Below are 14,626 nucleotides of genomic sequence, written 5' to 3'. Positions count from 1 at the left end.
TTTAACGTTACTTAGCTTTTCATCTATTTACTATTAAAAGATGGAACTCATTTCTTTCCCTTTTTTCCTGTCTTCGTCCGATAAAGGTTTTTTCAAGAAACCTAAAATAAAACAGGTAATAATTGAACCTAACAGAATACATCCAATATATAATAGAGGTTTATTACTGGCTATCGGGATTACAAAAATCCCTCCATGCGGTGCTCTTAAAGAGATATCCAATGCCATACAAAGCCCCCCACCTATAGCAGCTCCAATGATATTTGCTGGTATAACTCTTAGAGGGTCTGCTGCAGCAAACGGTATTGCTCCTTCAGTTATAAAACTGGCTCCAAGTACATAACTAGCTTTTCCAGCCTCTATCTCTTGACCAGTAAATCTATTCTTAAAAATTGAAGTTGCCAGGGCAATTCCAATTGGAGGAACCATTCCACCAACCATTAATGCAGCTGAAGGCTCAAAAATATTTGCTGCAAACATTGCTAAACCAAATGCTGATGCTGTTTTATTGATAGGCCCTCCCATGTCGGAAGCCATCATTCCTGCTAATAATGCTCCTAAAATTGCAGCATTAACTCCAGTCAATCCTCTTAACCAACCCTCTAAAAATTCATTTAATGCTGACATCGGTGTATTTAAAACGAAAAACATAAAAGCTCCGACAATTAATGTACTTAATAAAGGCACAACTAATATAGATATTAACCCTTGAAATGACTTTGGTATTTTCCTCATAGACTTAGCAATTAATTTTGCAGCGAAACCTCCTACAAAACCGGCAATCATTCCTCCAAGGAATCCTGCCTCCCCTATATTTGCCATCATTCCACCAATCATTGCAGGTGCTAATCCCAGCTTACCAGCAATACTATAGCCTATAAATCCCGCTAAAATTGGAACCATTAATGCAAAGGCTGCTTCTCCTCCAACTTGGCTAAAGAAATGTGCAATAACATTATACTGTTCACTATCCGGATCTGCGGCATAAATTCCAAACATAAAGGATATAGCTATAAATATTCCGCCAACAACAACGAATGGAATCATGTAGGAAACGCCGCTCATAATATGCTTATAAAATTGTAATCCACCCTTATCACCAGAATCTTCTGCCTTTTCTTGTACAACTTCTGCATCATTTTCACGCATTTCTTTTATATTATATGACAGCGCTTGATCAATTAACTCATCTGCATGGTTAATAGCTTTTTTTACAGTCGCATCTACATACTTCTTTTCTTTAAATATAGAAGTATCCACATTCACATCATGCGCCAATACAATAGCATCTGCATCTTGAACATCCTTCAAAGTTAATCTATTTTCAGGTCCATTGGCACCATTCGTCTGTATTTTCGCTTTCATTCCTCTTTTTCGGGCTGCTTCTTTTAACGCTTCTGCTGCCATATACGTATGTGCAATGCCCGTCATACATCCCGTAATCCCGATTAAATATTTATCGCTATCATTTTTATCTATATTTTCGCTCTTTTTTTGTTGTTCATATTCTGTTATAACTTGAATGATTTCCTCTGTAGATATTGCAACCAGCAACTTCGCCCGAAAGGTTTCATCCATCAAGAAAGTGGATAGCCTTGATAACAATTCAAGATGATCATCAGAAGCATTTTCAGGTGCAGCAATCATAAATATAAGATTCGTATGCTGACCTCCGTAATCTATCCCTTCTAGTGTTCTACCAAATATAATAGCAGGCTTTGAAATTGTTTTGCTTTTAGCATGAGGAATTGCGACACTGTATCCAACAGCTGTAGATATTTCTCCTTCTCTTTTATAGATTGCCTGTTTAAATTCTTCTGGATTACTAGTAAGGTTATTGTCAGCCAATCTTCCTACCAATTCATCAATTACTTCATTTTGATTTTTCCCATTTATATTTAAAATGATATTATCTTTCGTGAGAATATCAATAAATTTCATTACTCTCCCTCGCTCTACTATTTATTTATAATAAAGGTTCGCATGATTTGTAGAATTAAATAAATCCATTTTTTTCTTTACAACTTCTTTTGCTGCACTACGAGCGCCCGGCATAATCACATCTGGTTCATAAGCACCTTGATTACTAGTTAAGAAGTTGCGCATTTCTTGGAAAAAAGCATTTTTCATATCTGTTGAAAGATTGATTTTTGAAACACCATGTAAATACGTCTGAGAGATTTCTTCATCTTTATTGTCACTTCCCCCATGAAGAACCAAAGGAATTGCTACTTGCTGATAAATTTCTTTTAGCAATTCTAATTTTAATTCTGGTTTTCCAGCATGTTTATATTGCCCATGAGAAGTTCCAATAGCCACAGCTAACGTGTCAACTCCTGTTTCCTCGACAAATGTTTTTGCATCCTGAGGATCGGTATACAAGATTTCATCTGCTCCACCCTCTGAACTATTATCATTGGATCCAATTGTTCCTAATTCAGCCTCCACGGATACATCCACAGCATGTGCCAACTGCACCACTTCTTTTGTAATCGCTATATTATCCTCAAAAGAAGCATGAGAAGCGTCTATCATCACAGAGGTAAAGCCATTTCTAATAGCTCGCATCACATCTTGAACGGAAGCGCCGTGATCTAAATGAATAGCTATCGGTATAGAGGTGCGCTGACAAACCTCCCTAACATAAGCAGTAAATTCATCTCCTAGCAATTCTATTTCGTTAGGATGAATTTGTATGATAGCAGGTGCCTTTTTTTCCTCAGCTGCTTTTATCACTACTCTTACAAACTCACTATTAGCTACATTATAAGATCCTACTGCAAATTGATTTTCATAAGCTGTTTTTAATAAATTTTTCATATTTAATAACATTTTCATCACTCCAAGTTTTTTAAATTTGATTCCAACAATTTACGAATTCCTCTTTTGTCTTCATTTGAACAAGCTTCTTAACATCAGTTATGTTTTTCGTTTTCTGAAAGAACTCCGTAAATATATATTCATTTCTTTCTACATCATTAGAAGGTAAATAAATAATAATTAACTGAACAAATTCGCTTCCCCATTCAATTGCTTTCTGATTTATACCAATGATTACCTCCTCTTTATATTCCTGTATCTCAAAATAAGGATGCGGAATAGCTACTAAATTACCCATAGATGTATAAGACATTTTTTCTCTTTTCATAACAGCTTCAATAAAATCTTCTCGCTGATTGCTTTTAAGCAGTTTTTGAATCACTTGATCTAGATTATTTTCGTCTATCCAATATATATTGGCACGTTCTATAATAGAATTTTGAGATTCAAGAAAAAATCGAATCTTTTTTATCTCTCCATTTTGAAGCCCGTTTTGAACCATAATAACTTCCTTTTCAGTTTTTGGAGTAAATGCTAAATCGATGCCGATATACAAACAGTTCTCATTAAAAGCATAGTCTTGAGTACATTTCTCTATTTTATAGATTTCCAATTCGTTAAAATAAGTTGCTATTTTTGATGAAAGAAGTTTTGTACGCTCGTAATTTCTGTTGTATAAAATAATTGTCTTTATTCTTTTCTTATCTTGAGATTCGAAAATATTTTGAATATGATAAGCTAAATAGGCTATTTCACTATCATGAATTTCAACATTGAATTCTTTTTCAATCTCCAATGCAATATTCGAAGCGATGCTAAATGAGAAAAAATACTCTGATTTTGTTTCCTTCACAAACGGATTATAGATAAGCAGGTTATGTGATACCGGATAAATAATTCGGTAAATATGATTTAAAATATTAGTTTTAAACTTCTTTTGAGAATAGGTTGGTACTTGGTAAACCTGCTCTATATTGAATAATATCTTTTCAATCTTTTTTACAGTATGCAGGTCTTTGTTCTCTATCCTAGGCTCTTCCAAGTCTAAGTGTAGCGACATTAAATAATTTGTTAAATAAATGCATTCATTTTCTGAAGCGATGGCATATTTGAGAATACCGTTACAAAAAGCTCTTGCCACTTCAAATTCTTTGAATTCTTTAAACTCTGTTTCCTCACTTAATTCAATAGCAGCATGGTTGCCGCGTTCTATTCGTGAAATCATAATAATCAATTGAACGGAGATCTTTTTATACATCAAAAACTCTAAGTTTAAATCAAATTTTATATTAATTTCTTCTACTAAGTTTAAAACACGTTCTATAACATCTTCATGAATCCAATCACAGAAGTTCTGTGTTAAAAAGTCTTTGTAGACCTCCTTCTTTACAGAAATAGAAGTGAAAAGTTTTTCCAATAAAACACGTTTTTGTATTTCTGTGCCGACCAACACAATACCTTTAAATACTTTTGTATCTATTGCAACATCAATTCCCAGCTTATCCATATCTATTGTTAATTTCTGAATTCTGCTTCGAATTGTTTGGGGTGAATAGAAGAATTTATCCGCAATTTCATCATAAGTAGTATAATCATCTCTATTCATTAGAAATTGGATAATTTCAAAATCCAGCAACGTCTCTTCCAAATCAGTTTCATTAACTGTCAACATGTTTATATCATCCGTTTGAAGCTTATAGCCTTCCGGGGAAGAAACAATAGAAATTTGATTAAATTTTTCATTTATCTCCTTGATATAATTTCGAATCGTTCGATCTGTTACTCCAATAGCTTCAGCGATTTTCACAGCTGGTATATACTCTTGTTCCTGAGTTGATAGAAAGTTAATTAATTGATTGTGCTTCTTACTCACCTTAATCCCAACCTTCCTATACATCTAATTTATAATATAATTTTAGTAGTCGCTATATTAGGTAAATTTCCTATAAGGGAGGAAATTTATACTGTAGGCGTTTTCATTAAAATGGATTTTGTTTGTTTTTCTCAAAATAATTTTTGCAGAAATAAGAGGATTTATCACAGGAAGAATGAAAACTTTTACAGACGGATCTTTGGTTGCTATCTAATAATTAAAAATCCTGATCCAAACCATTACCAGCCTTGCATCATCTTCTCTCTTTAGTACAATGATAGTAAGAACATACATCAGAGCGAGGAGAATGATTATGAAAAGAGCTATCCGGCTTATTTTGGGCTTCTCACTGGGAGTACTGATCTATTTTTTAATTTTTAATTAACCGCCCTTGTACATCGTTTTTACTGTAATGAAAAAGCCACGTCTCTCTCCTGAAAGACGTGGCTTTTTCATTACTTATCTACTTAATCGTCCCTAAAACATTTAACAAATTCTTCTTAAATCGTTCACGATCCACTGCTTCACAAACACGGACATTGGGCGCTTTCTCCATACGGTTATTGATATCCACCAGACTGTAACCTCTGGTAAGCTCACCCTTTGTTTCGACATCTACATAATAATCATGCGCTTCCGTCATAATACGCTCATCTGCCGCAATCGCCACTAACAATGTATCCGGATGCGTTGTCCCATTCAGCCGGTGTACAGATTTATTAAACTGCATCACCACTTGATTAATATCTATAAAAAATTGGGAACCAGCTGTTTCCAGACCGGCAATTTCCGCATGGTCCTCGTCATCCATGATGGAATAATCGATACACATATCCCAGCCAACCATTGTAATCGGAATGCCTGAATGCAGGACAAGTCTTGCCGCTTCCGGATCCACATAGAAATTATACTCCGCTGCCGGTGTGATATTCCCTAATGTATTATTCGTACCGCCCATGATATAAATATGCGGAATATCCTTGATAATCGAAGGGTCCTTCTTGATGGCCATTGCAATATTCGTTAGCGGCGCAATCGCTAATAAACTCACTTCTCCCGGATATTCTTTTACTTTCTCAATGATAAAATCAACCGCATGTCCTTCCTCCGGACGCTGTGCTGCCTTTGGAAAATGCGCACCGCCCATGCCATCATCGCCATGAACGTCTTCTACAGTCCGGTGCTTTTCCTGCCCTGTTGCAAGCAACGGCCGTTCCAGACCTTTATAGACAGGAACCTTCTCTTCCGGATTAGCGACCTGAATCGTATACAGCGCATTTTCCACCTCTTGATTAAACTCCACATTTCCGCCGGTTATCGTTACACCCTCCACTTTAAAATGATGCATTGCGGTCAAAAGGGCAATCGTGTCATCCCCGGCTGTATCAGTATCAATAATGATTTTTCTCATCTTATTTCTCCTGTCTGGCTAATGCTGTAATATAATCAAAGAACGCATCCCGGTCCACTTCATAAACAAACTGAACAGGGCGTCCAGCCTCTGAAATTTCTGTTTTTCCCTGACTGGCTCCGTTCGGGTGAACAATACTCTTCACTTCTTTTTTCTTCACCAGATCCGGTTTTCCAATCGTTGCAGTCGTCAGAACATCCCACAGGAAGTAAGTTGAATTTGTTTGAAAATGCACGAGCGGTGGTACCATTGCATAGCACTGTCCAAGGAAATCAATCCCGATATCCCGGCGTTCAGCAGCCCAATTATCTCTGACATCGGTCGTCAGCGGAACCATATTCGTGCTTTCCAAAGCAATTAAGTCAATCTCAATCGAGCTGTCCCATACCTTTTTCACAGCCTCTGGATCCCAGAAGGCATTCCATTCGGCAGTTCCATCATGCTCCGGCTCTTCCACATTTCCATTTTCTAAGAATGTTCCGCCCATCCAGACAAGCTTCTCAATTTTTTCTTCGATATCTGGAGCGATTTCCAAAGCTCTTGCTAAATCGGTCAATGGGCCGACAAACACAAGCGTTACTTTTTCATCACTTTTACGAAGCACATTCACCAAATGCTCGTGTGCCGCTTCTTCCGCAAGCTTTGCTTCTATCTTTCCAGACTCGTTTAATAGAGGCAGGGCATCTACAAAGAATGCATGCATGCGCCAGTCTTTAGGAAAGGGATTTTTGCCGCGGGAAGTGGATGCAGCCACTTCTACATTCTGTCCTTTTCCAAAACGGTCAATAATTTTACGGCTTGCATATACAGCAGGCTCTAAATAGCAGTCAGCCGGAATAACGCCAACGCCAGCCAGCTCCACATCTTCCATCTGTAATAATAGAAACAAGGAAATTAAATCATCTACTCCACCGTCATGATTTAAATAAACTTTCTTTTTCATAGATAAACTCCTCTTCGACTAAAGTTTCAAGAGCAACCAACGTACCCAAGCTCTTTACCACCTAGCATACCATGACTGAACAAAAGATAATATTTTTTTGAAGAGCCGATTCGTACATTTTCTCCTTGGTGGTTAATCCTTTTGATGGGTGGAAGAATACCTTGCTTTCCGGACATTTTTCACCCAGGCGCGGTCCTCGTCCATCATTTTCTTTGCTGCAAAGACTGTCAGAATCTGAATAATAATAATCGGTATTCCCATCAGTCCCGAAAGCACTTCCAGCGGAGATAAGCCGCCTACACTCATCAGCGTCAAAGCAAGAACCGTAATCAGCACTGCTACTAAGATTCGTAATGATTTATACGGTGTAGACTTTGACATATCCTGATTAGACATATAGGTTGCTACGGTATAGGTTGTTGAATCTAATGTAGTAATCAGGAATATCGTCGCGATAACCGTAAAAAGAATCAGAACAATCGCTGAAATCGGCAGCGAACTTAAGACAGCCGGAATCGATGCCTCAATTCCTTGATTCTGCACAATATCCAGCACTGGCAAGGTATCTGTCACTTGTCTGTGAACACTTAATCCGCCGAGAACTCCTGTTGCAAGCCAAGATAACAGCATAGGCGCCATCAGATATGTCAAAATCATTTCTTTTATCGTTCTGCCTTTCGACACAATCGCTGCAAATACACCGTGAAGCATAGCCCAGGTTGCATTATAAGCAAACCAGAAAACAGTATGACTCTCAATATGTGTCCCGCCTTCTAAATCCAGCGAATTCGTATATAGTGAAAAATTCATATAATTAGAGATTAAATAGCGTAAGGAATCTGAAAAGAAATTCATGATAAAGATTCCCGGTCCAATGACAATAATCAGGACAGCAAAAGCTCCTGCCAGATACATATTCCATGTGCTTAATCGTTTGATGCCTTTATCAATCCCGACATAAGCACTGATGGAGAAGCCCAAGACCCATACCAATGTAACAATAAGAGTAAAAGGAAAGGTGACGTCGATATTCAATAGTTCTGCCAGGTTATACGTAACAATCGGTGTACCAAGACCTAAGGTCACTGCACCTCCGGCCAAAATACTGACTAAGAAAAGAACGTCAAGGACAATACCGCCAATTCCGTCTGTAAATTTGTCACCGAATATCACGCGGCACGCTTCTGAAATACGCATTCTCGGTTTCTTCCGGACATACAGCAGATACCCCATTGCCGGGGCTACCATCACAAAGACGGCAAAGGTCTGGAAGGTCCATAAAAACATACTGTAGGAATTCCCGGCAAGAATCGCTTCCATCGATCCCGCATCCAGACCAAACGGCGGATCATTCGCAACCTCGCTCCATTGCGTCAAACCTGTCCGCATAACGGTTGAACCAAGACCCATGGCAATTAAAATAGATGCATATTCAAATAAGCTGTATCTCGGTTTCTGTGCCGGATCACCTAAAACTACTTTTCCATACTTAGAAAATGAAAATAACAATGCAGCTATCACAATGAGAAAGGCGTACCATAAATACCCCCACTTAAAGGTATCCACTAATGTATTAAAAATATTATCCAATAATTCCATGGACTCGCTCGTGTACATTGCAAATAAGGCACTGATAATCGCTATAATTACGATAGAAGGGATAACAATTTTCTTCTCAACGAAGCTTTTTTTCTTCTGCCGTTTCGGCACGTCCATTTTAATTTCTCCTCTCTGTTACTTTTTGATTAGAAATATATTTATTAAGATGGCGTTTGCGTTCACGTCTATGTAATTCCACAGAAGAAAAATTCCAAAACCTACGTATGGCAAAAAAATCACGTTACCATATTTTGGTTAATATATTGATTCATTTTACCCCCTCATCTCACTTGCCAGCAATAAACTGTATACTGCATCTAAACAGGGTGTATCCAAGCCGTACGTTTGACTTTTTTCATATAAATACCCTTGTATATAAGCTGTCTCCATTGTTTTTCCGGCTATAATATCATAGTACATACTTGTCCCCATATACGGCGGGTATCCGGCATAGATGCGCATGATTTCCTCTGTAATTCCCTCTTGAAAATGGATCCCCTCTGCCACAGCAATAGCTACGCCTTCCTGGATCAATCGTTTACATAAGAGCTGTATTTTTTCCTCTTCTAAAATAAGCGCTGTATTTCTGCTTAGTGCAGTAACAGAGTTGATTGCGAGATTCACGAGGAGCTTATACCAAACCTCATAACGATAATCCGGGCTTAATCGGATGTCGAGGTCACTTGCGGCAATCACCTCTTTTAATTTTTTCGTCACTGGATTTTCCGGTAAAATCAAGATTCTGTCACGAAAATGCGTAACAACCTGCTCTTTCTTCTGTCCGCTAATATAGACAACCGCCTGGTATGCATTGGGGATGTGAAATTTATCTAACTGTCCATAACCATTTTGACAAAGAATACAGACTGTATTTTCATGCGTCAGCTTATCTAAATAAGGCATAAACCCCTCCAGCTGTGTTCCTTTCACAGTGATAAATAAATAGTCAAACACTGTCTCCGCTTCAGAAATAGCTTCGACAGGAAAAGCAGCCGTTTCCGATGCGGACGCTCTTTCTATATAAACTTCCCCTGCTTTCCTGCCCAAAAAAGTCACCTGATAGCCGCTGGTATGTAATGATTCCCCGATAACAGAACCAACGGCACCTGGACCAATAACTCCAAATGTATCCATTTTTAATCCTCCACCTTTTCCTCAAGCTAATAACTTGCCATTGTGAATCTATACAGATAATTTTATAATAAGAAGAACAATAAAAATAGTAGGTGATTTAGAAGTGAAATTCCTTCATGATTTCATGAACATGAAAAGTAACGGAGAAAAAATGACAATGCTTACAGCGTACGACTACCCAAGCGCGAAGCAGGCAGAGCAGGCTGGAATAGAGACGATTCTTGTCGGAGACTCTCTCGGCATGACCGTCCTTGGCTATGAAAGCACCGTCCAGGTGACGATGCAGGACATGAAACACCACGCGAAAGCCGTACGCAGAGGCGCAAGAGATACCTTTATGGTCGTAGATATGCCCTTTGGAACAGTTGGTGTAGATGATAAAACAGATATGGAAAATGCAGTGGAATTATATCAAGAAACAAATGCGAATGCATTGAAAATGGAAGGAGCTCATACTGCTCCCTTAATCAAAAGATGCACCCAAAGCGGCATCCCGGTCGTTGCTCATCTCGGACTGACGCCGCAGAGCTTCGGTATCACCGGCTATAAGCTTCAGGCAGCATCCAAAGAAGCAGCTGAGGAGCTTATTGCAGATGCCAAGCTGATGGAACAAAGCGGAGCCGTGATGCTGGTATTAGAAGCTATCCCAAGTGACCTGGCAGCGACCATCACAAAAACGTTATCCATTCCAGTTATCGGCATTGGCGCCGGGGCAGATACAGATGGACAGGTCCTTGTTTATCATGATGTGTTAAACTATGGCGTCGACCGCAAACCAAAATTTGTGAAGCGTTATGGAGACTTTACAACAGGTGTAGATGCATTAAAAGCTTATCATGAAGAAGTAAAAGCAGGATTGTTCCCTTCCCCTGAATTTACGTATAAGAAACAAATTATGGATGAGGTAGACGCATGACGCAACGAATTACAACAATACAAGAAATGAACGCTATCATACGAACATTAAAAAAAGAACAAAAGCAAATCGGTCTGGTACCTACAATGGGCGCCCTACATGATGGCCATTTAACGATGGTAAAAACCTCGTTGAAAAACAATGATGTCACCGTCGTCAGTGTATTTGTAAACCCGCTTCAATTTGGCCCGAATGAAGATTTTGATGCCTATCCCAGAGATATCGAGAGTGACCAGGCAAAACTAGAACCGCTTAGTGTTGATTATGTATTTTATCCAAGTGTAGAGGAGATGTATCCGGACCCGCTGGCTATTTCCTTAAAGGTAAACCGCATGGCTGAAGTGCTGGAAGGAGCAAATCGTCCAGGACATTTCGACGGCGTTGTAACGGTCGTCAATAAGCTGTTCAATATCATTCGTCCCGATTTCGCTTATTTTGGTAAAAAGGATGCCCAGCAGCTTGCCATTATTGAAAAAATGGTTGCCGACTTTAATCACCCCATCGAAGTTATCGGTATTGATACGATACGGGAAGCAGACGGTCTTGCCAAAAGCTCCCGCAATGTCTATTTAACCGAACAGGAACGAAAAGAGGCCGTTCACTTATACCAAAGCTTAATCAAAGCAAAAGAATTGTATGACACCGGCGAAAGAAACAGCGCGGTTTTGATTAATACCATCCAAGCCCATCTAACCAAAAACACTTCTGGGAATGTAGAGGATATTGCTGTCTACAGTTACCCGGAGTTAGTGGAGCAGCCGCAAATCACCGGTCAGATTTTTATATCCCTGGCTGTGAAATTTTCCAAAGCCAGATTGATTGATAACATTATTTTAAAAGGAGACAACCATGATTAGAACAATGATGAATGGCAAGATTCACCGCGCACGCGTGACCGAAGCCAACTTAAATTATGTCGGCAGCATCACGATTGATGCCGACATTTTAGATGCTGTTGATATCCTGCCAAATGAAAAAGTGGCTATTGTAAACAATAACAATGGGGCACGCTTGGAGACCTATGTCATTGCCGGCGAACGCGGGAGCGGAAAAATCTGCTTGAACGGTGCAGCAGCCCGGCTCGTACAGATTGATGATGTGATTATTATTATCTCTTATGTGCAGTTAGATCAGGATGAAGTAAAAACACATACACCTAAAGTGGCTGTGATGAATGAGAAGAATGAAATTGTGGAATTGATTGAAGAGAAGGAAAATCAGCTGGTTTTATAATTGCTGCTTTGAAGGATTTGCCGATTGGTAAGTCCTTTTTTTGCAGTTACTTCACATTTCCCAGAGTCCTCTAGAATCTACACAAATTAGTCATTTTATTTTCCTTCACAGGCAGGAATTATATTGTAAAATAGAAGTAATCTCTTATGAAAAAACGTATTGGCTGCTTTTCTTGGCAGCATTTCATTTAAAGCTGAAGTAGGTGTTATGATGAAAAAAGCATTTTTTGTCAGCTGCGGATCCTTATCACTGGGACTGGGTATCATCGGTATAATTTTACCCCTATTACCTACGACACCATTTTTATTATTATCTGCAGCATGTTACGCGAAAAGCTCAGAAAGATTATATCATTGGCTGCTTGAAAATAAATATTTTGGCTCTTATATCAAAAATTACCGTGCAGGAAAAGGCATCCCATTAAAAGTAAAAATCACTGCTGTATCGGTTTTATGGTTATCCTTATCCTTTACCATCGTTTTTGTTGTTCCACTCGTTGCCGTAAAAATCCTGCTTGCACTGATTGGAGCCTACTTTACAGGATTTATCCTGAAACAAAAAACACTTCAAAAGCATGCTGTCTAGAAATGGCGTACCTGTTGCCATAAAGGATGGCATGCTGTTTGTATTTGGAGGTGACGGACAGTATGACATTTTATGAAATACTCGTATTTATACATATCTTTTCTGCCATTTTAGGGATGGGACCTGGTTTTGTGATGACGCCAATTGCTAAAAAGGCTTCTAACATGACAGAACTGCGGCATGCGTATGCCCTCCGTAACAAATTGCATCAATTCGTCATGATTGGCGGTACCTTGTTACTCGTTACCGGATTATGGATGGGGTTTTTAAATACATACCTCTTTCAGCAAGGATGGTTTTGGATCAGCCTCATTCTTTTTTTACTTGCTCTCGTGTCTGGTCCGACGGTATTAGTTTCCAGCTCTAAGCCGATTAAGGCATTGTTGAAGGAGCATAAAGGAGAAGACATTCCAGCAGAATACTTCATTTTGTCTAAACGGCTATTTTTCTATGAGCATCTTATCAATACGCTGTTTTTAATTATTATTGCATTGATGATTACCAAGCCTTTTTGAGTTTTATGGAAAAGGGGGTATTTTTCTATCTGACTGGGATTTCCTCAGTCTTTTTTCATGTTTGAAAAAGGAAAGATGCGGGGTACTTTTATATAAAAGGAGGTATATAGTGGGAAAAAGTATAAAGATAACTCTATCCGCTGTCATTTTAATTGGAATCATCGGCGCCGTTTATTATTTCTTTTACTACACTTCAAACATGACAATGGATGAAGTCATTTATGAAGAAAGCATCGACAGTAATGAAGACGGTCTGGATATGGAAGCAGGATGGTTTGATTAAAAACTTTAAAGCCATGGGGCATAACCGTAGTGCTTTAAATATGTATAACATCAAAAGAAGAAAATAATCTTAAATACTTCTTTTGATTGGGTTTGTATATATTAATAAAGGGAAGTAAATAAAAAGGATTAATTTAAAGAGGGAACATGTATCGCCTATTTAAGGACGCTTGCAAAAATATTATGCGGTGCAATCATAGGATTTACATTACTTCTCATCTATCATTGGTTGACTGACCTGGCGCTTGCTCTTCAAGACACAGTAACGACCGGGATTATTGCTATAGTTTTAATTTCTATTATAGGAATAATTTATACATTTATAAAAAATAAAGTTACTGATTAGCTTTTTTCATGAATTTCCCAATAGTTAATGTAAATGAATAAAAATTTAATTTTAAGACTGTAAACTCCAACTCTATTTACACCTATTCTTTTTAAATCACCAACTATTAAATTTTCATGAATTAAGAAGGAACTGCTACACAATCGGTTACCCTGATTATGCAAAAGCCCCTTCTTCTAAAAATAATTCTACAGTCGCTTTAACAATTCCGCCGGTTCCACCAGTTACAATAGCAATTTTCCCATCTAGTTTACCACTCATTTGGATGCCTCCATAAAATGATTCCTATCGTTTCACCGTAACACTTCACAAATATTCCTACAAATAGTAAGGGTTCTATCAGCTTCATCTTGAGCAAGTATCATCTTGAATGAAATGCAATCAATTTACAGAGAATAATTAGAGGGTATACAATAAAAATAGGAAAACATTTAACTTCTTGGACAAAGTTATAACGAATCACTTGAATAGGAGAGGATTTCACATGAAGTCTACTTCAGAAAATAAATTACAAGGAAGCAACAATCGCTCCTTTCTGCTCTATTTCATCATAACGGGATTTATCACCACCATCTTATCTTTCTTTTTCATGGGGAGAGCTATTGCTGAGGGAGATAATGATTATTTTGGCCTGAATTTCTTTTTACTCATTGCTGTCTGGGGTTTGGGAGCAATTTTATACTATTTATTTAAAATTAAAAGAGTCGGCCTCTTTATTTCAATCCTTCCCATTGTTTTTTATATATGCAGGTTTATACTCTCTTTTTTCATATAAAGTGAAACTGCAATCAGCGGGGTTTTCTTTTCATCCCCCACTGCGATAAAATATACCGTCGACTTTATAAAGGAAAAGCAGCGTACTCTCTGATATGCTCCCTTTATAGTAGACAGAGAAATAATAAAAATTCTCTCCTACTAGGAAGGGAGTATTTTTAATGTCTAAAAGAATAACCAAACATACGCTAGAAG

Annotated in this window: 13 protein-coding genes; 6 read left to right on the top strand and 7 right to left on the bottom strand. The window is 38.2% G+C overall.

The window, feature by feature from the left end:
• Positions 1-33 precede the first annotated feature (33 nt).
• The 7 genes from ACFO3P_RS04480 to ACFO3P_RS04450 all read right to left on the bottom strand — a co-directional run bounded on the left by ACFO3P_RS04480 (position 34) and on the right by ACFO3P_RS04450 (position 9,780).
• On the bottom strand, positions 34-1,941 hold the full coding sequence (locus tag ACFO3P_RS04480) for a PTS fructose transporter subunit IIABC (protein ID WP_289584491.1): 1,908 nt from the start codon (positions 1,939-1,941) through the stop codon (positions 34-36).
• Positions 1,942-1,962: 21 nt separating this feature from the next.
• Complete coding sequence (locus tag ACFO3P_RS04475; RefSeq protein ID WP_289584492.1) at positions 1,963-2,832, bottom strand: ketose-bisphosphate aldolase; 870 nt, start codon at positions 2,830-2,832, stop codon at positions 1,963-1,965.
• Between the two features lie 19 nt (positions 2,833-2,851).
• Entirely contained in the window at positions 2,852-4,693 is a 1,842-nt protein-coding gene (locus tag ACFO3P_RS04470; RefSeq protein ID WP_212929258.1) for a BglG family transcription antiterminator, read from the bottom strand.
• 463 nt (positions 4,694-5,156) lie between these two features.
• Positions 5,157-6,104, bottom strand: a complete 948-nt coding sequence (locus ACFO3P_RS04465) for a nucleoside hydrolase (protein ID WP_289584494.1) — start codon at positions 6,102-6,104, stop codon at positions 5,157-5,159.
• A 1-nt stretch (position 6,105) separates the two neighbouring features.
• Complete coding sequence (locus ACFO3P_RS04460) at positions 6,106-7,047, bottom strand: nucleoside hydrolase (RefSeq protein WP_212929260.1); 942 nt, start codon at positions 7,045-7,047, stop codon at positions 6,106-6,108.
• 132 nt (positions 7,048-7,179) lie between these two features.
• Positions 7,180-8,763: a BCCT family transporter gene (locus ACFO3P_RS04455; RefSeq protein ID WP_193064461.1), complete on the bottom strand. Its 1,584-nt coding sequence runs from the start codon at positions 8,761-8,763 to the stop codon at positions 7,180-7,182.
• A 156-nt stretch (positions 8,764-8,919) separates the two neighbouring features.
• Positions 8,920-9,780, bottom strand: a complete 861-nt coding sequence (locus ACFO3P_RS04450) for an oxidoreductase (protein ID WP_193064460.1) — start codon at positions 9,778-9,780, stop codon at positions 8,920-8,922.
• Positions 9,781-9,883: 103 nt separating this feature from the next.
• Here ACFO3P_RS04450 and panB point away from each other — a divergent pair, with 103 nt between their 5' ends.
• The 6 genes from panB (at position 9,884) to ACFO3P_RS04420 (ending at position 13,312) form a co-directional block, all read left to right on the top strand.
• On the top strand, positions 9,884-10,696 hold the full coding sequence (gene panB, locus ACFO3P_RS04445) for a 3-methyl-2-oxobutanoate hydroxymethyltransferase (protein ID WP_042529042.1): 813 nt from the start codon (positions 9,884-9,886) through the stop codon (positions 10,694-10,696).
• Positions 10,693-11,553: a pantoate--beta-alanine ligase gene (panC, locus tag ACFO3P_RS04440; RefSeq protein ID WP_042529040.1), complete on the top strand. Its 861-nt coding sequence runs from the start codon at positions 10,693-10,695 to the stop codon at positions 11,551-11,553. The genes panB and panC overlap by 4 nt, the downstream gene beginning before the upstream one ends.
• On the top strand, positions 11,546-11,929 hold the full coding sequence (gene panD, locus ACFO3P_RS04435; protein ID WP_193064459.1) for an aspartate 1-decarboxylase: 384 nt from the start codon (positions 11,546-11,548) through the stop codon (positions 11,927-11,929). The genes panC and panD overlap by 8 nt, the downstream gene beginning before the upstream one ends.
• Before the next feature lie 210 nt (positions 11,930-12,139).
• A complete protein-coding gene (locus ACFO3P_RS04430; protein ID WP_244882318.1) occupies positions 12,140-12,514 on the top strand; it encodes a YbaN family protein in 375 nt (124 codons plus the stop codon).
• Positions 12,515-12,576: 62 nt separating this feature from the next.
• Complete coding sequence (locus tag ACFO3P_RS04425; protein WP_042529036.1) at positions 12,577-13,029, top strand: DUF2269 family protein; 453 nt, start codon at positions 12,577-12,579, stop codon at positions 13,027-13,029.
• A 109-nt stretch (positions 13,030-13,138) separates the two neighbouring features.
• Positions 13,139-13,312: a hypothetical protein gene (locus tag ACFO3P_RS04420; protein WP_175296991.1), complete on the top strand. Its 174-nt coding sequence runs from the start codon at positions 13,139-13,141 to the stop codon at positions 13,310-13,312.
• Positions 13,313-14,626: the final 1,314 nt, after the last annotated feature.

Origin of the sequence: Oceanobacillus aidingensis, from assembly GCF_042654105.1 — a bacterium.
In the GTDB taxonomy this organism is placed as follows: Bacteria; Bacillota; Bacilli; order Bacillales; family Amphibacillaceae; genus Oceanobacillus; species Oceanobacillus oncorhynchi.
Note: the sequence above shows the minus strand (reverse complement) of the source record. Positions and strands in the feature narration are given on the sequence as shown.

Coding starts and splice junctions, on each gene's coding strand:
- ACFO3P_RS04430 (WP_244882318.1), top strand. CDS start 12,140: ATGAAAAAAGCATTTTTTGTCAGCTGCGGATCCTTATCACTGGGACTG.
- ACFO3P_RS04465 (WP_289584494.1), bottom strand. CDS start 6,104: ATGAGAAAAATCATTATTGATACTGATACAGCCGGGGATGACACGATT.
- ACFO3P_RS04455 (WP_193064461.1), bottom strand. CDS start 8,763: ATGGACGTGCCGAAACGGCAGAAGAAAAAAAGCTTCGTTGAGAAGAAA.
- panD (WP_193064459.1), top strand. CDS start 11,546: ATGATTAGAACAATGATGAATGGCAAGATTCACCGCGCACGCGTGACC.
- ACFO3P_RS04450 (WP_193064460.1), bottom strand. CDS start 9,780: ATGGATACATTTGGAGTTATTGGTCCAGGTGCCGTTGGTTCTGTTATC.
- ACFO3P_RS04475 (WP_289584492.1), bottom strand. CDS start 2,832: ATGTTATTAAATATGAAAAATTTATTAAAAACAGCTTATGAAAATCAA.
- ACFO3P_RS04480 (WP_289584491.1), bottom strand. CDS start 1,941: ATGAAATTTATTGATATTCTCACGAAAGATAATATCATTTTAAATATA.
- panC (WP_042529040.1), top strand. CDS start 10,693: ATGACGCAACGAATTACAACAATACAAGAAATGAACGCTATCATACGA.
- ACFO3P_RS04425 (WP_042529036.1), top strand. CDS start 12,577: ATGACATTTTATGAAATACTCGTATTTATACATATCTTTTCTGCCATT.
- ACFO3P_RS04460 (WP_212929260.1), bottom strand. CDS start 7,047: ATGAAAAAGAAAGTTTATTTAAATCATGACGGTGGAGTAGATGATTTA.